We start from the raw sequence: 19313 nt of genomic DNA, 5'->3' as shown, positions 1-19313 counted from the left end.
CATGCGCGAGGAGAGCTTCCTTAAGGACAAACTGCTTCCCGTCTCCACGGTCGTTTTCCTGTTGATCGCCGGCTGGTACGTCGCAGCGGTTTTCCTGAACGCACCTTTCGAAAGAGATACCGCCGCGCGTGCCGGCACCGAGATCGGCTTCTCCGAAATCCTCCGCAATACCATGGCCCAGGAACGCCCGGTGCTGCCCGCTCCGCATCAGGTGGTCGCCGAAATCTGGGATACGACTGCCAATAAGGCCATCACCTCGAAACGCAGCCTCGTCTATCATGCCTGGATCACGCTTTCGGCCACTTTGCTCGGCTTCGGCATCGGCACGGTGCTCGGCGTGCTGCTGGCTGTCGGCATCGTCCACAACCGCGCAATGGACCGATCGCTCATGCCCTGGGTGATCGCCAGTCAGACGATCCCGATCCTGGCGATCGCGCCGATGATCATCGTCGTGCTCAACGCCATCGGGATTTCCGGCCTGCTTCCGAAGGCGCTGATTTCCACCTATCTTTCGTTCTTCCCGGTGGTCGTCGGCATGGTCAAGGGACTGCGCAGCCCCGAAACGATCCAGCTCGACCTGATGCACACCTATAACGCCTCGCCCGCCCAGACCTTCTGGAAGCTGCGCTGGCCTTCGTCCATGCCCTATCTCTTCACCTCGCTGAAGGTTGCCGTCGCGATCTCGCTCGTCGGCGCCATCGTCGGCGAGCTGCCGACCGGCGCAGTCGCCGGGCTCGGCGCACGCCTGCTCGCCGGGTCCTATTACGGACAGACCGTACAGATCTGGGCGGCGCTGTTCATGGCTGCGGCACTCGCCGCGGTCCTCGTCATGATCGTCGGCCTGGCGCATACGGCCGTCCTGAAGCGCATGGGGGCAAAACCATGAGTATTGCCGCTCTCGCCGGCGCCATCCTCTTCTGGCTCGCTGCCTGGGCCTTCAACGAATGGCTGGTCCGGCAGCAGTTCGCAAGCGACGCAGCAAACAATGCGGCACGTCTTGCCGTGCCTCTCCTCTTCGGCATCACCATACTCGTCCTCTGGGAAGGCATCGTCCGCGGTTTCGCCGTCCCCTCGGTGCTGTTGCCCGCCCCGTCGATGATCTGGCAGCGGCTGATCAACTCGCTGCCGACACTCGCGGCCGATTTCCGGCAGACCTTCCTGAAGTCCGTGCTGACCGGCTACGCGCTCGGCTGCGGCCTCGGCTTCGTCGTCGCAATCCTCATCGACCGTTCGCCCTTCCTGCAGAAAGGGCTGCTGCCGCTCGGCAATTTCGTCTCCGCCCTCCCCGTCATCGGTGTCGCCCCGATCATGGTCATGTGGTTCGGCTTCGACTGGCAGTCGAAAGTGGCGGTCGTCGTCATCATGACCTTCTTCCCGATGCTGGTGAACACGGTTTCGGGCCTTGCAGCCGCCAGCCACATGGAGCGCGATCTGATGCGCACCTATGCCGCATCCTGGTGGCAGACACTCGTCAAGCTCCGCTTGCCGGCCGCCTGGCCTTTTATTTTCAACGCTCTCAAGATTAACTCCACGCTGGCGCTGATCGGTGCGATCGTGGCCGAATTCTTCGGAACGCCCATTGTCGGCATGGGTTTCCGGATCTCCACGGAAGTGGGCCGCATGAACGTCGACATGGTCTGGGCCGAAATCGCCGTAGCGGCGGTGGCTGGCTCCGTCTTCTACGGGGTGGTCGCGCTCATCGAGCGCGCGGTCACGTTCTGGCATCCGTCCATCCGCAGTGGGCGAGCCTAGAGCACTTCCAGGAAAAGTGTGTAACGGTTTTCCGTCCGGAAGTGCGTTGGACCAAAGGGTTGGAGCAATTCAGTGTTTCCATGAAACATTGAAATGCTCCAGGGCACTTCCGGGAAAATGGGTAATGGCCTTCCCGGCCGAAATGCGTAGTTTCAAAGTGTTAGAACGACAAGGCAACGATAAGAGGGAACTGAAATGAACAAGAAACTTGGAATTCTGCTGGCAGCGAGCGTCTTTTCGCTTGCCGCTTTCCACGCCAATGCCGCCGAAAAGGTCACGCTGCAGCTGAAGTGGGTGACCCAGGCGCAGTTCGCCGGCTACTACGTGGCGAAGGACAAGGGCTTTTACGAGGAAGAGGGCCTCGACGTCGAAATCAAGCCCGGCGGACCGGATATCGCTCCGGCGCAGGTGATCGCCGGCGGCGGCGCCGACGTCATCGTCGACTGGATGCCATCCGCCCTCGCCACGCGCGAAAAGGGCGTGCCGCTCGTCAATATCGCCCAGCCCTTCAAGACATCGGGCATGATGCTCACCTGTCTGAAGGAATCCGGAGTGAAGGGTCCCGAAGACTTCAAGGGCAAGACCCTCGGCGTTTGGTTCTTCGGCAACGAATATCCGTTCCTCTCCTGGATGTCGCATCTGAAGATCCCGACGGATGGCGGGCCGGACGGCGTGACCGTGCTGAAGCAGGGGTTCAACGTCGATCCGCTGATTCAGAAGCAGGCCGCCTGCATCTCCACCATGACCTACAACGAGTACTGGCAGGTCATCGATGCCGGCATCAAGCCGGAGGATCTGGTCACCTTCAAATACGAGGACCAGGGCGTCGCCACGCTCGAAGACGGCCTCTACGTGCTCGAGGACAAGCTCAAGGACGAGGCCTTCAAGGACAAGATGGTGAAGTTCGTCCGCGCCTCGATGAAGGGCTGGAAATATGCCGAGGAGAATCCGGACGAGGCGGCCGATATCGTGCTCGAGAACGACTCCACCGGGGCGCAGACGGAAAAGCACCAGAAGCGCATGATGGGCGAAGTCGCCAAGCTGACTGCAGGATCCGACGGCGCGCTCGACGAGGCGGATTACCAGCGCACCGTCCAGTCGCTGCTGGCCGGCGGCTCCGACCCGGTCATTTCCAAGGAGCCGGAAGGCGCCTGGACCCACGAGATCACGGACGCGGCGCTTAAATAAGGCGCCGCATGACGATCAGGAGCGCGTGGCACTCGCCGCGCGCTCCTTATGCGGAGGCGTGCCGCTTGCCGCGAACTCGCACCCCGTGGTCAAAGGTCGCAGCGTTACTCCCGGAGAAGCGCACCGATCAGCGCCCGCCCGCGCACAAAGGCCCGATTCCAATGGCTTAGCATGGAGGGTTCGCTGTCGAACGGCGAAAATCTCGCACCACGCTGTGGTTGTTAAGACTACCTTCAGGTTGCACCCGTATTGCATCCGAAGACGCATGACAGTAGAAATAGTGAGGCACCATTGCTTCGCCGCTCTTGTAAGCATTTGCTCCGGCGACTACATAGGCCGGAACGTTTGACTGGAGGGCAAGCGAATGGAGGAATCTTTATTTCTTTAGGATTGCCCATCAGGGAATTTTCTTCCCATCCGGTGCCTGTGGCTTGAAACCGCTGCCCGGGCAGCGATTCAAAATGCTGCAGCGGTCCTTGCGCGTCCGAAAGACGCGCGGCGCTGTAGGTGAAATAGCGTGATTGCGGCCGGATATTCGCCCCTGCGCGGGCGTGATCGGGCACGTGTGCTTCAGCTTCGGGAAAACAGGCCTATGGCTCAGAAACTCCTGCCTCTCATCGGCGCTTGTGCAGCGATGCTCCTGTCCGCGCTTGTGAGCGCTTCGGCCGAAGAGGCCGCCAAGCCGCCGCAAAAACAGGCGCCGCCCTCCATCGTCGTGACCGAAGCGACGAAGCGTGCGATCACCGACCGCGTCATCGCCACCGGTTCCATCGAGGCGGTGGAGGAGATCTATGTCTCTCCCCTGGTGGATGGCCTCGCCATACGGTCGCTCAATGTCGACGTCGGTGACCGGGTGGAAAAAGGCAGCACGCTGGCCACCCTCAACCAGGACGCCCTGCTTCTGCAAAGAAGTCAGCTCGAAGCCAACCTCGCCAAGGCCGAGGCATCGCTCGCCCAGTTGCACGCCCAGCTTGCCGAAGTGACGGCCAATTCGGAAGAGGCGACGCGTGTCGCGAACCGTGCTGTGCAGCTGTCGGAAAACGGTACCGTCTCGACTGCCGAGGCCGACCGCTTGAAAGCGCTTGCCGCAGCGGGCCGCGCACGCGTCCGCTCGGCGGAGCAGTCGGTGAGCGTCGCAACGGCAGATATCAAGGTGGTGCAGGCCCAGATTGACGACGTCGACCTGCGTCTCGCGCGGACCGCCGTGAAGGCGCCGGTCAGCGGCGTCGTCTCGCGAAAGAACGCCAAGGTCGGTGCGATCGCCAGCGGCAGCGGCGAGCCGCTGTTCGCGATCATTCGCGACGGCGAAATCGAGATGTGGGCCGATGTCGCCGAGTCTGATGTGATCAAGCTTGCCGTGGGGCAGACCGCAACAGTCAAGCTTGCCGGCAGCACCACCACGATCGAGGGGAAGATCCGCCTGATCGCCCCTACGGTCGACCCGCAGACGCGCCTCGGCACGGTGCGTATCAGCCTGACCGACGCATCCAAGGCGCGCGCGGGCATGTATGCCAGCGCCGTGATCGTGGCGGAGCAGAAGGAAACGGTGGTTTTGCCGCAAACGGCCGTTACATCGGAAGACGGCAAATCCATCGTCCGCAAGGTAGAAGACGGCGTCGTGCGCCTGGTACCTGTCGAAACGGGCATCCAGGACGGACAATTCATCGAGATACTCTCCGGCATCGAACCGGGTGAACAGGCGGTGGCGAAGGCCGGTGCCTATGTGCGCGATGGCGACCGCATCAATCCGGTCGAATCCGCCGAGCCGGCAACCAACTGACGGGAACATGAGACCATGAATTTCTCCGCCTGGTCTATCCGCAATCCGGTCGCGCCCATCCTGGCGTTTTTCGTGCTCGTGGTGCTCGGGTGGCAGTCGTTCAATTCGCTGCCCATCACCCGCTTCCCGAACATCGACGTGCCGATCGTTTCGATCGCCGTCACGCAGAGCGGTGCGGCGCCCGCCGAACTGGAAACCCAGGTCACCAAGGAGATCGAGGACGCGGTCGCCGGCGTCTCCGGCGTCGACCATATCGAGTCGACGATCACCGACGGCATTTCGACGACCGCCGTCATCTTCCGCATGGAAGTCCCGACAACGCAGGCCGTGCAGGATGTCAAGGATGCCATCGATCGCATCCGCAGCGATCTTCCGACCTCGATCGAAGAGCCGATCGTTTCCAAGGTCGACGTGGAAGGCCAGGCGATCCAGACATTTTCCGTCTCGTCGCCGGGCATGACGCTGGAAGAGCTCTCCTGGTTCGTCGACGACACGATCAAGCGCGCCATCCAGGGCCAGACCGGCATCGGCCGTGTCGACCGCTACGGCGGCTCCGACCGCGAAGTCCGGGTCGAGCTCGATGAGGACCGCCTGAATTCCTTTGGCATCAGCGCCGCCGACGTCAACGCCCAGCTTCGCCGGATGAACATGGACCTCGGTTCCGGCCGGGGCCAGGTCGGCGGCAGCGAACAGGCGATCCGCACATTGGGCGACACGCGCGACGTAACGGCGCTGGCGAATACGATGATCTCGCTGCCGAACGGCCGCTTCGTCCGTCTGTCGGAACTCGGCAACGTTATCGACACCTATGAGGAGCCGAAGTCGTTCTCCCGCTTCAACGGGCAGCCCGGCGTCACCTTCGCCGTGTTCCGCGCCAAGGGGGCGAGCGAAGTGTCGGTCGCGGAAACCGTCGGCAAGACGCTCGATGAAATCCGGGCAAAGCACCCGGACGTTTCCATCGAGATGGTGGACGATTCGGTCTACTTCACCTACGGCAATTACGAGGCGGCGATTCATACGCTGATCGAGGGCGCGCTGCTCGCCGTCATCGTCGTGATGCTGTTCCTGCGCAATTGGCGCGCGACCTTGATTTCGGCGGTCGCACTGCCGCTCTCGGCGATCCCCACCTTCTGGGTGATGGAACTGCTCGGTTTCTCGCTGAACCTCGTCAGCTTCCTGGCGATGACGCTCGCGACGGGTATTCTCGTCGACGATGCGATCGTGGAGATCGAGAACATCGAGCGTCATATCCGGATGGGCAAGTCGCCTTACCGCGCAGCGATCGAGGCTGCGGACGAGATCGGCCTTGCGGTGATCGCCACCACCTTCACGATCATCGCCGTCTTCGTGCCCGTGTCCTTCATGCCGGGCATTCCGGGACAGTACTTCATCCAGTTCGGCCTGACGGTCGCCGTCTCGGTGTTCTTCTCGCTCCTGGTCGCCCGCCTGATCACGCCGGTCATGGCGGCCTATCTGATGAAGCCTTCGGATGCCGGCGGGCATCATGATGATGAAGGCTTCATGATGCGCCAGTACACGCGCCTCGTACGCTTCACCACGAAACGCTGGTACACGCGCTACTCCACGCTGCTCGTCGCCATCCTGCTCTCGGTCGGTTCGGTGGTCGCGCTGCTCGTCTTCGTCCCGGGCAGCTTCCTGCCGCCGGAAGACAGCTCGCGCGTAAGCCTGTCGATCGAACTGCCGCCGGACGCAATGCTCGCGGACACGGACCGGACCACCACCGAGATCTACAATCGCGTCAAGGATATCGACGGCGTGGAAAACGTCTTCGTGCTCGGCGGCGCCTCGCCCAAGGGCGACCTCGAGCTGCGACGCGCTGCCGTCACGGTGCTGCTCGAGAAGCTCGATCATTCGCTGATCAACAAGGTCGTCAACGACGTGATCGGCCGCACGCCGCTGATCGGCGAATACCTGCCGAAGCTGCCCCCGGCCGGGCGGATCAAGCCGCAATCCGAGATCGAGAGGGAAATCTTCGCCCGATTGCGATCGATTCCCGATGTCCGCGTCACCAAGCTCAACGATCGCGGCGAACGTGACCTGTCGTTCAACCTGCTTTCCAACAACGAGGAGGATCTCGACAAGGCGGTCGCCACCCTGGAAGCGGATCTGCGCCGAGACCCGCTGCTTGCCAATGTCAGCCCCGAGGGCGCGCTGCCCCGACCGGAACTGCAGATCCGGCCCCGCGACGACCAGATGTCGCGCCTTGGCATTACGACGGCGCAGATCTCCGAGGTGATCCGCATCGCCACGATCGGCGATATCGACGCGCAGTTGGCGAAGATCGCGCTCGATGGGCGCCTGATCCCGATCCGGGTGCAGCTCGACCGTGATTTTCGCACCGACCTGGCGGCGATCCGCAACCTGAAGGTCCGGACGGCATCCGGAGCGACCGTGCCGCTGTCGAGCGTCGCGGACATCAATTATGCGGAAGGGCCGAGTTCCATCAAGCGCTACGACCGCTACCGCGTCGTCAAGCTCGGCGCCGATCTGCCCGCCGGCGTGGCGCTCGACACGGCATCGGCCCGCTTCAGGGAAATCGCCGCCGACGCCGATCTGCCTGCGACGGTCCAGTTCCTCGAAAGCGGCGATGCCGAGGTGCAGGCCGAGATGCAGGAGAGCTTCGGCAACGCCATGCTGCTGGGTCTGATGATGGTTCTGGTCGTACTCATCCTCCTGTTCAAGGATGTGATACAGCCTTTCACCATCCTGCTCTCGCTGCCGCTCGCGATCGGCGGCGTGGCAGCCGCCTTGATCCTCACTCAGAACGCGCTGTCCATGCCGGTGCTGATCGGTATCCTGATGCTGATGGGCATCGTCACCAAGAACGCCATCCTGCTCGTCGACTTCGGTATCGAGATGATGCATCACGGCATGGACCGGACGCTTGCCATGATCGAGGCGGGACGGAAGCGGGCCCGTCCGATCGTCATGACCTCGATCGCCATGTCTGCGGGCATGCTGCCCTCGGCCCTGGGCGTCGGCGAAGGCGGTTCCTTCCGTGCACCGATGGCGATCGCCGTCATCGGAGGCATCATCGTCTCGACCGTCCTGAGCCTCGTCGTGGTTCCGTCCTTCTTCCTGATCATGGACGACCTGTCGCGTCTCCTCGCCTGGGCTTTCGGCCGCTTCATCGGCCAGAAGGACGAGGAAGAACCGCCGCTCGACCAGGAGGCGCTGAGCAAGCTTGCCGCCGAACAGGGCAGCACGATCGAGAGCCTCGAAGCGCGCATCAAGGCGCTCGAAGACGAGAAGCGCCGCAAGTCCGACGGCAAGGTCATCAGCCATCCGGCGCTTGCCGCGGAATAGGACGAGAGCTGCGCGGGGGTGCTCTGCTCAGAGTCCCCCGTGCACCGTCAGGAACTCGACGATCCGCTCCACCCCGTCGCCGCGTTTCATATCCGAAAACACGAACGGCTTTTCGGCTCGCATCCGTGCCGCATCGCGTTTCATGACCCCGAGGTCGGCACCGACGTAAGGGGCGAGATCCTTCTTGTTGATCACCAGCAGATCGGACCTGGTGATCCCCGGCCCGCCCTTGCGCGGAATTTCCTCGCCCTGGCAGACCGAGATCACATAGATCGTAAGATCAGCGAGATCGGGCGAGAAGGTCGCTGCCAGATTGTCCCCTCCCGACTCGATGAAGACGACATCGAGATCGGGAATGCGGCGGTTGAGATCGGCAATCGCCTGAAGATTGATCGACGCATCCTCGCGGATCGCCGTATGGGGGCATCCGCCCGTCTCGACCCCGACGATCCGCTCCGAAGGCAAGGCCTGCATACGCACCAGCGCTTCGGCATCTTCCTTGGTATAGATGTCGTTGGTGACCACCGCGACGGAGTATTTCTCCCGCATGGCCTTGCAGAGCTTGTCGGTAAGTGCCGTCTTTCCGGACCCGACCGGGCCGCCGATACCGATGCGCAGAGGACCGTTTTTCGATGGCATCTCTTCTATCCTTTCGAAGTCTGTCCATCGTTCCGTTAAGTGCGGAACAACCGTGAATGCAAGATCTCGTGTCGCAGCGAGGCAATGTCGGCAATGATCGCCGCGGCGCCAAGATCATCGAGCGAGGCGAGCGCGGCGCGCGCTGCCGCCGCCCCTATCGTCTCCTCCATACGCGCAAGCATGCCGACCCCGTCGCGCTGGCCGGTAACGCCGCAGCGGATGGCCACCGACACCGCGTTCGATATGGTGGCGTTGAGAAAGGCGGCGAGCGCCGCTTCGAGGCCGGTACAGTGCGCTCCGGCGACCGCGCCGACCGCCACCGGATAGGCGGCTCTCCCGCCGGGGAATTTAAGCGCCGCGTGCGGCCAGTGGCCGGCGGCGGCCAGGAACGCCTCGCCGAGGAGCATGGTTTCCATGTGCCGCTCGCGCGATCCGGCAAGCGCCTCGGCCAGTTCCGATGCCGCAATCAACCGCGCGGCATCGTCATATGCACGGTAACCTTCCGCCAGAAGCAGCGCGTCGTTCCACGTCGTGCCGTGATCCAGGAGCGTTTCGCACCAGAGCCGCAAATCGTCGGCACCGGTGACAAGCCCGTCATGAATGGCTTGCTCCAGACCGCCGGAATAGGAGAAGGAGCCGACGGGAAAGGCGGGCGAGAGCCAGGTAACGAGACGCAGGAGCGACTGCGTATCGGCATTCTCAGCCATGACGGTGGTGATCGCCGTGACCGTGCTGGTGATAGGCGCCGTGCAGGGGATGAAAGGGCTCGATCACGTCATCGACGGTGGCGCCCAGGCCCTCCAGCATGGCGCGAATGACCGGGTCGCGGGCTATCAGAATCCGTCCCTCTTCTACCGCCGCCGGCAGGTGCCGGTTGCCGAGATGCCAGGCAAGCTCTATCAGATGCAGCGCGTTTCGCGCGCGGATGTCGTAAAGCGCCTCCGCTGCCGCCTTCACCTCTATATGGCCGCCTCCCTCGAGCACCAGGAGATCGCCATCGGCGAGCATCACGGGCTCCTTGAGATCCAGCATCACCACATCGTCGTTGTCGAGGTGCAGGAGCTTGCGGCGCAGATGGCGCTGCTCATGCGTCAGGGTCAGGCGATGGAGCGGCGCCCTCTCGCCCGGACCGGGCGAACGAACTTCGGTCGAGCGATAGGGCACGTCAGACCACCTCGATCTTTTCCGGATGCACGATCTCGACGCGGGCGCTCGCCAGCAGGCTTGCCGCCGCCGTCTGAAAGGCCTTCAGATGCGGTTCGGCGAAATGGGCATCGATAGCTGCCCTGTCCTTCCATGTTTCCACGAACACCAGCGCATCGGGATCCGTGGGCTTGCGATAGAGCTCATAGCTGACGCAACCGGCCTCTTTCAGCGTCGCCTGGATCAGCGGCTTCGTCAGCGCCACGATCTCGTCGCCCTTGCCCGCATGCGCCGTCAGATATGCGATAATGTAAACCATGAATTTCTGCATTCCCCTTGCCGGTGAAAGAGGAAACGTGCGCGGTTCGCGCGCCCACATCCGCTTCCTCTTGGAAGTCTTCACTGTAGCAAGAAAAAGCCCCGGCACCAGCAAGAAGGCGAAAATCCCGTGGATTTTCAGGAACCTGCTTGCGGCAGCCGGGGTTTTATCGATTCGGTAGAATCGGGATCAGGCGGCGAGCTTCTTGGATTTCAGCGCCGCGAGAATGTTCTGCGGCGAGGAGACACCGTAGGGATCGCTGTCGCAATTGTCGGAGTAGCCTTCCTCTTCGAACCACTGCTCGACAACGCCGTTGTTGATGACGGCGGCATAGCGCCAGGAGCGCATTCCGAAGCCGAGATTGTCCTTGGCGACGAGCATGCCCATCTTGCGGGTGAACTCGCCCGAACCGTCCGGAATGAGCTTGACGTTCTCGAGGCCCTGCGACTTGCCCCAGGCGTTCATCACGAAGGCGTCGTTGACGGAGACGCAGTAGATCTCGTCGATCCCGAGACCCCGGAATTCGGAGGTGAGCTTTTCGAAGTCCGGCAGCTGGTAGGTCGAGCAGGTCGGGGTGAAAGCACCCGGGAGCGAAAACAGCACGACGCGCTTGCCGGCGAAATAGTCGTCCGAGGTAACGTCCTGCCAGCGGAACGGATTGGAACCGCCGACGGACTCGTCGCGGACGCGGGTGCGGAAGGTTACAGCGGGAACTTTTCTGCCGAGCATCATCATCTCCTAAGAACTGGCTGCCGGCGGCGCTGTCTTGGGAGGACAGGCGCACCGGCGAAATCGAGTGCCCTTCCTAACGAAATTTCCGCTGCAGTGCAGCATCAAAGCGACGGTTCGAGGCCTCCCGCATGGCAGCCATGCGGCCGATGCATGGCTGTTCGGCTCAGAAGAGGAAATAGCGCTGCGCCATCGGCAGCACCGTCGCCGGCTCGCAGGTCAGGAGCTCGCCGTCGGCGCGGACCTCGTAGGTTTCCGGGTCTACCTCGATATGCGGCGTCAGGCTGTTGTGGATCATCGACGCCTTGCCGATGCCGCCGCGGGTGTTCTGGACGGCGACGAGCTCCTTGGCGACGCCGAGCCTGCCGGCAAGCCCGGCATCGAGCGACGCCTGCGAGACGAAGGTGACCGAGGAGTTGGTCCGGCTCTTTCCATAGGCGCCGAACATCGGCCGGTAGTGGACCGGCTGCGGCGTGGGGATGGAGGCGTTCGGGTCGCCCATGGGTGCTGCTGCGATCGTGCCGCCGAGGAGCACCATGTCGGGTTTCACGCCGAAGAAGGCCGGATTCCAGAGGACCAGATCGGCGCGCTTGCCGACCTCGAGCGAGCCGATCTCATGGCTGAGGCCGTGCGCGATCGCCGGGTTAATCGTGTATTTGGCGATATAGCGCTTGACGCGGAAATTGTCATTGTCGCCGGTCTCCTCCTGGAGCCGTCCGCGCTGGCGCTTCATCTTGTCGGCGGTCTGCCAGGTGCGGATCGCCACCTCGCCGACACGCCCCATCGCCTGGCTGTCGGAGGAAATGATCGAGAAGGCGCCGATATCGTGGAGGATATCCTCCGCCGCGATCGTCTCCCTGCGGATGCGGCTTTCGGCGAAGGCGATGTCTTCCGGAATGCTGGGCGACAGGTGATGGCAGACCATCAGCATGTCGAGATGTTCCGCAAGCGTGTTCACCGTATAGGGCCGCGTCGGATTGGTGGAGGACGGGATGACGTTCGGCTGGCCGCAGATCCTGATGATATCGGGCGCATGCCCGCCACCGGCGCCTTCCGTGTGATAGGCATGGATCGTCCGGCCCTTGATCGCCGCGATCGTATCCTCGACGAATCCGCTTTCGTTGAGGGTGTCGGTATGGATCATAACCTGCACGTCGTATTCATCGGCCACGGAGAGGCAGCAGTCGATGGCGGCCGGCGTCGTGCCCCAATCCTCGTGCAGTTTCAGCGAAGTCGCGCCGCCGAGTACCATTTCAACGAGCGCTCCAGGCAGCGACGCGTTGCCCTTGCCCGCAAAGGCGAGATTCATCGGAAACGCATCGGCCGCTTCGATCATGCGGGCGATGTGCCAGGGTCCGGGCGTGCAGGTCGTGGCGAGCGTACCGTGCGCCGGTCCCGTCCCGCCGCCGAGCATGCATGTCAGGCCGCTCATCAGCGCCTCTTCGATCTGCTGCGGGCAGATGAAGTGTATATGGCTATCCATGCCCCCGGCCGTGACGATCTTGCCCTCGCCGGCGATAACCTCCGTGCCCGGACCGACGATAATGGTGACGCCCGGCTGCGTGTCCGGATTGCCGGCCTTGCCGATTGCCGCGATCCGCCCGTCCTTCAGCCCGATATCCGCCTTCACGATTCCCCAATGATCGAGGATCAGCGCATTGGTGATCACCGTGTCGACCGCGCCGCCTTCGCGCGTCACCTGGCTCTGGCCCATGCCGTCGCGGATGACCTTGCCGCCCCCGAACTTCACCTCCTCGCCATGCGTGGTGAAGTCCTTTTCGACCTCGATGAAGAGCTCGGTGTCGGCGAGGCGCACCTTGTCGCCTACGGTCGGACCGAACATGTTGGCATAGGCCGCGCGCGACATTCTGTAGGACATGGTTCAGGCTCCCTGGGGCAAATCTGAAGAGACAAATGGATGAAGCCTGCGAAGCCGCCCTTGCGCTGCGAGCGCATCGACATAGCGGCGCTCGGCGGCAAACGGGTGCCACTGCCAGCCGATATGGCCGAAGCCGGCAAGCACCACATCGTCGCCGGCTGCGGCAAAGCTCGACACGATGTCGGAAATGACCACCAAGCCGCTCGACGGCGCGACATAAGGCGACGGCGCGAAGCGGGCGAGATCGCGCTCAAGCCGGTCATGCGTCTCGCCCGCGATGACCCGGTGCTTGCGTGCCGTAGCCCGCGCGAAGCTCTCGAAGCCGGCCGTATAGTCGTCGCAGAAATCGTCGAGATCCGGATGTGTCTCGGCGAGTGCTGCCCGCATCGCGGCGAACCTGGCTGCGGCGCGGACGCTCCATAGCTCGCGTGCCTGCCGGACCGGCTCGCTCGTCTTCCAGCGCCCGCCGGCAAGCATTGACAGTGCCGGGCGGCCGGTGTTGCAGACGGCGATGATATCGGTCCTGCTGCCGCCCTTCCCGACCGAGCGGCAATCGTTGAAACGGATCACCAGATCGGCTGCATCGATCGTCGCGGCAGCGCCCTCGGGCACGTCACCATTGCCAACGATCATGATGACGCGGCCGCTTTGCAATGATCAATTCTCCGAAGATTCCATGAGTTTCTTGAGCTCGGCCGTGCGCTTGCGTGTCAGCTCTGCGAGGCAACCGGAGACCAGCATGGGCTCCATCGAGCCGCCCCTCGCCTCGAACCCGGCGAGTTCACATTGGCCGTCGCGATAGCCGATCCAGGCGCGCTGGGCTTTTTTCAGTGCCTCGAGCGCTCCGACGTAAGCCGCGTCGATGCCGCCAAGCTCCTTGTCGGTCGCCTGCATGGCCGCGACCGCAAGGCGGTAGGTCTTGTTCAGCTCCGCATCCGCCGCCCGGTAGTCCTGATCGGCGCATATGTTGAGATCCATCTGGGTCACGGCCTTCCCGCAATCCGGCTCGGGCTGTTGCGCATAGGCGGAAGCCGTGCAGCACAACAACAGGCTCAAAGCAGCGCCGGCCGCTCTCATAGCTTCCCCATGACCTGCTGGCGGAAGCCGAAAACCTCGCGCTTTCCCGAAAGGGGGATGAGCGTCACCTGCCGTGTCTGTCCAGGCTCGAAGCGGACGGCCGTACCCGCAGGGATGTCGAGCCGCTTGCCGCGCGCGGCGTCACGGTCGAAGATCAGGCCCGGATTGGTCTCGGCGAAGTGATAATGGCTGCCGACCTGCACCGGTCGGTCCCCGGAGTTGGCAACCTCGATGCTGACGGTTTCGAGGCCCGCATTCAACTCGATCTCACCGGCGGCGGCGATAATCTCACCTGGAATCATGATCCTTCCCCTCAGACGGCTCGTTCGGGCGCACAGCCTTCGGGCTTCAGGACGCGCTCCGTCGATGCCGGATATTTCTTCAGCATTGCCACAGGCCGCACCGGGCGCCGGACCAGTTCGCCTCCGCAATTCGGGCAAGTCCCGGCAAGCTTCGTTTCCGCACAGCCGGCGCAAAAAGTACACTCGAAGGTGCAGATCATCGCATGGCCGCTATCGGGTGGCAGGTCTCGATTGCAGCATTCGCAGGTTGGACGCAGGCTGAGCATGGTGCCTCCTCGCTAGCGGATAGGCTCGTGGACGGTGACGAGCTTCGTCCCGTCGGGAAAAGTCGCCTCGACCTGGATGTCGTGGATCATCTCCGCAATGCCCTCCATCACCTGATCGCGGGTAAGAACATGGGCGCCCGCCTCCATCAGCTCGGCGACGGAACGCCCGTCTCTCGCGCCTTCCACGACGAAGTCGGTGATGAGGGCGATCGCCTCGGGATGATTGAGCTTCACGCCCCGCTCGAGCCGCCGCCGCGCGACCATCGCCGCCATGGAAATCAACAGCTTGTCTTTTTCGCGCGGAGTGAGATTCATGCGTCGCCGTCCAGATCGATTGCAGGGATCAGAGAGTCCAGACTTTCGGCACTGACGCGTCTTTACGCAAGTGCGAAATGAGCGGGATCAGGATTTTTCTGAGCGCGAACCCATCGGCCGCAGCAAGGCGGGCGACGATCTTGTCCCGACCGCCGATTTGGTAATGGCTGACGCCGGACAGGGCATGTCCCGCGAGCGCCAAACGCATTCTGGAAAGCTGCGACTCGCAATCCGGCGCGGCATAGACGAGGGTCGCGAAGGCGGAAGCGCCGTCGAGGACCGCTCGCCGCGATGCAAGCGCCGCGACGTCGCCGGCCAAGGCGAGGTTCTCCGCGTGAATCAGCCTGCCGCCGCTTCGAATTCGCCAATTGTCGCGGAAGAGGCCGGCGCGCACCTCCTCGCCCATGGCCTTGCGGCCGATCAGAACTGCCTCCACCGCGAGAAAGGATGCGTCGGCGGCGAGGTCGACCTCCAGGCTCCGCGACAGGGCCGACCGATCGAACAGAATCGTCTCCTGCGGCAGCCAGTCGACGTGAGCGCCGGCGGCGACCGCTATGCGCGTCGCAATCTCGGCCGTGCCGGTGCTTGCCTTGTAGATCTTCTCGCAGGCCTGCGTCGTCAGCGTGAGTTTCGTGCCTTCTCCCGCCCTGAATTCCCAGGAAAGCCGGTCACCGCCGGTCACGCCGCCCGATGAATTGATGAGCACGGCCTCCATCGAGGCATCGAAGGTTCTGGGCAGACGGATCTTCGCACAGCCTTCCTGGTAGAGCTCGGCGATGCGCGTGCGTCCGCCTTCGGCCTTGGCGACGAGCCGCCCCTCTCCTCTCGCCCGCTGCGGTGCGATGATCGCTGCCGTTTCCATGGACGTTCGCCGAAGCTCCCCTTGGGACGGGTTTTCGCCCGAACCGCGTTGCAGAAGTCAAACCATTGTTACACAGGAAGAGCCGAAGCCTCGCAAAAGCGAGAGACCGACGCGTCTCAACCCCGCTCCACGGCCTGCGGCCAGCGGCGAGTGATAAGAATGCGCGGCTTGGCGGTCATCATATGTCTCCCGGAATGCTTCCGGATAGTGCATGAAATCGAGCCGATGGGTAGCCGGTCGGATACAAAAAAGGGCACCCGAGGGTGCCCTTTTTCAGCTGCTTTGCAATCCCGCTGGCTCAGGACCTTGCGAAGTCGAGCAGGTCCTTGTTGAGCTGGTCCTTGTGGGTATCCGTGATGCCGTGCGGCGCACCCGGATAGACCTTCAACTCGGCTTGAGGCACCAGCTTCTTGGAGGCACGGGCGGCAGCATCGATCGGTACGACCTGGTCGTCGTCGCCGTGGATGATGAGCGTCGGCACGTCGAATTTCTTCAAGTCTTCCGTGAAATCCGTCTGCGAAAAGGCGACGATGGAGTCATAGGCGTTCTTGTGACCGGCCGTCATGCCCTGCAGCCAGAAGCTGTCGATCATGCCCTGTGAAGGTTTCGCGCCGGGCCGGTTGAAGCCGAAGAACGGGCCCGAGGCGATGTCCCGGTAAAGCTGCGAGCGATCGGCGAGGCTGGCGGCTTGCAGGCCATCGAAGACCTCCTTCGGCAGACCGCCGGGGTTGTCGTCGGTCTTGACCATCAAGGGCGGCACTGCCGAGATTAGTCCTGCCTTGGCGACCCGGGCCGTCCCGTGGCGTCCGATATATCGGGCGACTTCGCCGCCGCCGGTCGAGAAGCCGGCAAGGAAGATGTCCTTGAGGTCCAGCGTTTCGATCAGATCGGCGAGATCGTCGGCATAATGGTCCATGTCGTTGCCGTCCCATGGCTGGCTCGAGCGGCCGTGGCCGCGGCGGTCATGGGTGACGACCCGAAAGCCGTTACTGGCGAGATAGAAGGCCTGTGCCTCCCAGCTATCCGACGAAAGCGGCCAGCCATGACTGAGGACGACCACCGGTCCGTCCTTCGGACCCCAGTCCTTGTAGTAGATCTCGACGCCATCACGCGTGTTGATCCTGCTGCCGGTTACTCTTGTGGCCGCCGCACCGGCTTGCGGCTCGGCGCCACCGGCGACGGCCGGGCTGGCGGCCGAGAGTGCGGCCGCGGCGGTGGCGGCGCCGATTGCGCCTGCCAGAATTTCTCTGCGGGAGACGTCGTTCGTGGTTGTCTTCGCCTGAGCCTTGGTCATTGGAAATGCTCCTTTCCCTGAAATCCGATCAAAATTCACGATCCGATCATCGCCGCGCGATTTATATCGGCAACAATTAAATCGTGCACGATATTTATCGCGAGCTGCGGCAAACGTCAATACCTTGCGATTATATCGCGAACGATTTATTATAGTCGGAAAGATAATGGGGACCGAAGCGATGGCAAAGGCAAACCTCCCTCCTTCGGAGGAACTCATGAAGCTCGACAACTTCCTGTGCTTTGCGATCTACTCCGCAAATCACGCCTTCACGCGTGTCTACAAGCCGCTCCTCGACGAGCTCGACCTGACCTACCCGCAATACCTCGTGATGGTGGCTCTTTGGGAAAAGGACGACCAGACCGTCGGCAGTCTGGGCGAGAAGCTGTTCCTGGAGTCGAGCACGCTCACTCCCATGCTGAAGCGGCTGGAAGCCATGGGCTACATTTTGCGCACCCGCGACAAGGCCGATGAGCGGCAAGTGCGCGTGCGCCTGACCGAGACCGGCCGCGCGCTCCGGGAGAAAGCAAGTCGGGTCCCGATCGGCATTGCCGATGCGACGGGAATGGAGCCGGCAGAGGTCGCCCGACTGAAACAAGAGATCGCGGCTCTCCGGGCATCGCTGCTGCGATAAAGTGCATCATTGAACAGGAAGCGTCGGCGCTCGAACAGAACACATTATTCCCTACCGCGTCGGGCGGGACATCGAAATCATCACCGTCATGCACGCGCATCAGAGATGGCCGAGATTGTTCTGATCGTTGATTTGCTCTTTCCAGGCAATCTCGCTGGCTTCAAACGGCAGAAGGCCCGGCGTTTGCCGCCGGGCCTTCCAGATTGCCTGTAAGAAGAACTATTCGTTCTGGAAGTAGCTGAACTTTCCGTCGTCACCCTTCTTCCAGGTGTACATGACGTAGTCCGGGCGGGTGATGTCGCCCTTTTCGTCGAAGCCGAGCTCGCCGATTGCCGTCTTGAACGGGCCCTTGGCCTTGATGGCTTCGGCGACCGCCTGCGGATCGGTGTTGCCGGCGGCCTTGGCGCCTTCTGCGATCACCTGAAGGGCCGCATAGGCATAGAGCGTGTAGGCTTCAGGCTCGAAGCCGGCGGCGCGGAACTTCTCGACGAGGTCCTTGGCAGCCGGGCTCTTGCGCGGGTCCGGTGCGAAGGTCATCAGCGTGCCGTCGACCGCATCGCCGGCAATCGAGGCCAGTTCGTTCGAGACGATGCCGTCGCCCGACATCATCGTCGCGTTCAGGCCCTGGTCCTTCATCTGGCGCATGATCAGGCCGGCTTCCGTGTGCAGACCGCCGTAATAGACGATCGAGACACCAGCCTGTTTCATCTTGGCGATAAGTGCGGAGAAGTCCTTGTCGCCGGTGTTGATGCCTTCATAGAGCGCCTCGGTGACGCCGGCTTCGTTCATCGACTTCTTGGTTTCGTCGGCAAGGCCCTGACCATAGGGGGTCTTGTCGTGAATGACGGCGACTTTTGCGTCCTTGAAATTGGCCGCTATATAAGCGCCCGCGACGGCGCCCTGCTGATCGTCACGGCCACAGGTGCGGAAGGTGTTCCACAGGCCCCGTTCGGTATATTGCGGGTTGGTCGAGGCCGGCGTCACCTGCAGGATGCCGTTTTCCGCATAGATTTCCGATGCGGGAATCGAGACGCCCGAGTTGAAGTGGCCAACGACGAATTTCACGCCATCGGCCACGAATTTCTGGGCGACGGAAACACCCTGCTTGGGATCCGAAACGTCGTCGCCGAGTACGACCTTGATCTGTTCCCCATTGATGCCGCCTGCAGCATTGATGTCCTCGGCCGCCTGCTCTGCACCTTTCTGGATCTGCGCGCCGAAGGCGGCGTTCGGACCAGTCAACGGAGCACCGACACCGACCAGGATGTCAGCCCACGCGGTGCCGCTGAAGGCGACCATTGCTGTCAGCGCAACGGCCGACAGAAGAGACTTTTTCATCTTGTTACTCCCAAATATTCGAGCGGGTCTCGTTTCATAAGCCTGCGCAATGCCCACCATCATTGCGCCGGTGTTCTTTCGCACCGGCCGCAGACCGGCACGCGCCGTTCCCTTATTTTGCCTTCCAGGAGAAAGGCGAAGTTTTTTCATAAAGCCAATAGTACATGCTGGCCATTTGCTTGGTCCGATAGTAACGGAAACCAGCGGCAGCAAACAATAAAAGGACGACCGTGTCCACTACATAGTATTGCAGCGTGAACATCGTTCCGTTGAAAAGCGCATGGTGGATGAACCGGATGCCCCAGCCCAACAGTGCGACATAAATCACGAGCCGCGGAACGTCACCCCAGCTTTCCGCAACGCTCTTGCCGGTCCGCCACGCGGTCCAGCCTCCGAGAACGCAGGTGATGAAAAAAAACTGCCAGATCGAGGCTTCTTCGTAGAGAATTCCGTGCATCTCACTCAACTC

At 62.5% G+C, this 19313-nt stretch carries 21 protein-coding genes; 6 read left to right on the top strand and 15 right to left on the bottom strand.

Features of this window, described 5'->3' with window-relative positions:
- Nucleotide 1 precedes the first annotated feature (1 nt).
- From AC6CIG_RS04575 to AC6CIG_RS04555, 5 genes are all read left to right on the top strand, one after another.
- A complete protein-coding gene (locus AC6CIG_RS04575; RefSeq protein ID WP_127710203.1) occupies nt 2-886 on the top strand; it encodes an ABC transporter permease in 885 nt (294 codons plus the stop codon).
- Complete coding sequence (locus AC6CIG_RS04570; RefSeq protein ID WP_018095743.1) at nt 883-1752, top strand: ABC transporter permease; 870 nt, start codon at nt 883-885, stop codon at nt 1750-1752. Before AC6CIG_RS04575 ends, AC6CIG_RS04570 begins: the two co-directional genes overlap by 4 nt.
- A gap of 195 nt (nt 1753-1947) precedes the next feature.
- Nucleotides 1948-2940, top strand: coding sequence for an ABC transporter substrate-binding protein (locus tag AC6CIG_RS04565; protein WP_127710205.1), 993 nt, complete (start codon nt 1948-1950; stop codon nt 2938-2940).
- Between the two features lie 592 nt (nt 2941-3532).
- Nucleotides 3533-4720, top strand: coding sequence for an efflux RND transporter periplasmic adaptor subunit (locus AC6CIG_RS04560; protein WP_018095745.1), 1188 nt, complete (start codon nt 3533-3535; stop codon nt 4718-4720).
- 15 nt (nt 4721-4735) lie between these two features.
- The gene (locus AC6CIG_RS04555; protein ID WP_127710207.1) at nt 4736-8047 is read left to right on the top strand and encodes an efflux RND transporter permease subunit; all 3312 of its coding nucleotides are present in this window, start codon (nt 4736-4738) and stop codon (nt 8045-8047) included.
- A gap of 27 nt (nt 8048-8074) precedes the next feature.
- On the opposite strand, the gene ureG is transcribed toward AC6CIG_RS04555, so the two are convergent.
- The 13 genes from ureG to AC6CIG_RS04490 all read right to left on the bottom strand — a co-directional run bounded on the left by ureG (nt 8075) and on the right by AC6CIG_RS04490 (nt 16872).
- The gene (ureG, locus tag AC6CIG_RS04550; protein WP_018095747.1) at nt 8075-8686 is read right to left on the bottom strand and encodes an urease accessory protein UreG; all 612 of its coding nucleotides are present in this window, start codon (nt 8684-8686) and stop codon (nt 8075-8077) included.
- Nucleotides 8687-8721: 35 nt separating this feature from the next.
- Nucleotides 8722-9393, bottom strand: coding sequence for an urease accessory protein UreF (locus tag AC6CIG_RS04545; RefSeq protein WP_127710209.1), 672 nt, complete (start codon nt 9391-9393; stop codon nt 8722-8724).
- Nucleotides 9386-9850 carry an urease accessory protein UreE gene (gene ureE, locus AC6CIG_RS04540; protein ID WP_018095749.1) on the bottom strand — a complete coding sequence of 155 codons (465 nt, stop codon included), beginning with the start codon at nt 9848-9850 and terminating at the stop codon, nt 9386-9388. The genes AC6CIG_RS04545 and ureE overlap by 8 nt, the downstream gene beginning before the upstream one ends.
- A gap of 1 nt (nt 9851) precedes the next feature.
- Nucleotides 9852-10208, bottom strand: a complete 357-nt coding sequence (locus tag AC6CIG_RS04535) for a putative quinol monooxygenase (RefSeq protein ID WP_419183652.1) — start codon at nt 10206-10208, stop codon at nt 9852-9854.
- Nucleotides 10209-10337: 129 nt separating this feature from the next.
- Nucleotides 10338-10877 (bottom strand): peroxiredoxin, encoded by a 540-nt coding sequence (locus AC6CIG_RS04530; protein WP_018095751.1) that lies wholly within the window; start codon nt 10875-10877, stop codon nt 10338-10340.
- 166 nt (nt 10878-11043) lie between these two features.
- Complete coding sequence (gene ureC / locus AC6CIG_RS04525; RefSeq protein WP_018095752.1) at nt 11044-12756, bottom strand: urease subunit alpha; 1713 nt, start codon at nt 12754-12756, stop codon at nt 11044-11046.
- A 3-nt stretch (nt 12757-12759) separates the two neighbouring features.
- The gene (locus AC6CIG_RS04520) at nt 12760-13410 is read right to left on the bottom strand and encodes a Urease operon accessory protein (RefSeq protein ID WP_127710213.1); all 651 of its coding nucleotides are present in this window, start codon (nt 13408-13410) and stop codon (nt 12760-12762) included.
- A gap of 3 nt (nt 13411-13413) precedes the next feature.
- The gene (locus tag AC6CIG_RS04515; RefSeq protein WP_437408796.1) at nt 13414-13833 is read right to left on the bottom strand and encodes a lysozyme inhibitor LprI family protein; all 420 of its coding nucleotides are present in this window, start codon (nt 13831-13833) and stop codon (nt 13414-13416) included.
- Nucleotides 13830-14135 carry an urease subunit beta gene (locus AC6CIG_RS04510; RefSeq protein WP_003525615.1) on the bottom strand — a complete coding sequence of 102 codons (306 nt, stop codon included), beginning with the start codon at nt 14133-14135 and terminating at the stop codon, nt 13830-13832. The genes AC6CIG_RS04515 and AC6CIG_RS04510 overlap by 4 nt, the downstream gene beginning before the upstream one ends.
- An 11-nt stretch (nt 14136-14146) precedes the next feature.
- On the bottom strand, nt 14147-14401 hold the full coding sequence (locus AC6CIG_RS04505; protein ID WP_127710217.1) for a DUF1272 domain-containing protein: 255 nt from the start codon (nt 14399-14401) through the stop codon (nt 14147-14149).
- A gap of 12 nt (nt 14402-14413) precedes the next feature.
- Nucleotides 14414-14716 carry an urease subunit gamma gene (locus tag AC6CIG_RS04500; protein WP_003525618.1) on the bottom strand — a complete coding sequence of 101 codons (303 nt, stop codon included), beginning with the start codon at nt 14714-14716 and terminating at the stop codon, nt 14414-14416.
- Nucleotides 14717-14744: 28 nt separating this feature from the next.
- On the bottom strand, nt 14745-15578 hold the full coding sequence (locus AC6CIG_RS04495; RefSeq protein WP_127710219.1) for an urease accessory protein UreD: 834 nt from the start codon (nt 15576-15578) through the stop codon (nt 14745-14747).
- 298 nt (nt 15579-15876) lie between these two features.
- A complete protein-coding gene (locus AC6CIG_RS04490; RefSeq protein WP_127710221.1) occupies nt 15877-16872 on the bottom strand; it encodes an alpha/beta fold hydrolase in 996 nt (331 codons plus the stop codon).
- 181 nt (nt 16873-17053) lie between these two features.
- On the opposite strand from AC6CIG_RS04490, the gene AC6CIG_RS04485 reads away from it, so the two are divergent.
- Nucleotides 17054-17506, top strand: coding sequence for a MarR family winged helix-turn-helix transcriptional regulator (locus AC6CIG_RS04485; protein ID WP_018095758.1), 453 nt, complete (start codon nt 17054-17056; stop codon nt 17504-17506).
- Nucleotides 17507-17725: 219 nt separating this feature from the next.
- On the opposite strand, the gene AC6CIG_RS04480 is transcribed toward AC6CIG_RS04485, so the two are convergent.
- A complete protein-coding gene (locus tag AC6CIG_RS04480; protein WP_018095763.1) occupies nt 17726-18844 on the bottom strand; it encodes a branched-chain amino acid ABC transporter substrate-binding protein in 1119 nt (372 codons plus the stop codon).
- A 112-nt stretch (nt 18845-18956) separates the two neighbouring features.
- Entirely contained in the window at nt 18957-19301 is a 345-nt protein-coding gene (locus AC6CIG_RS04475) for a DUF6867 family protein (RefSeq protein ID WP_127710223.1), read from the bottom strand.
- Between the last annotated feature and the right edge of the window lie 12 nt (nt 19302-19313).

The sequence above is a fragment of the Sinorhizobium sp. GQ132 genome (assembly GCF_059758575.1).
The sequence above is the reverse complement of the archived record's forward strand: the minus strand, read 5'-3'. Positions and strand labels throughout refer to the sequence as shown.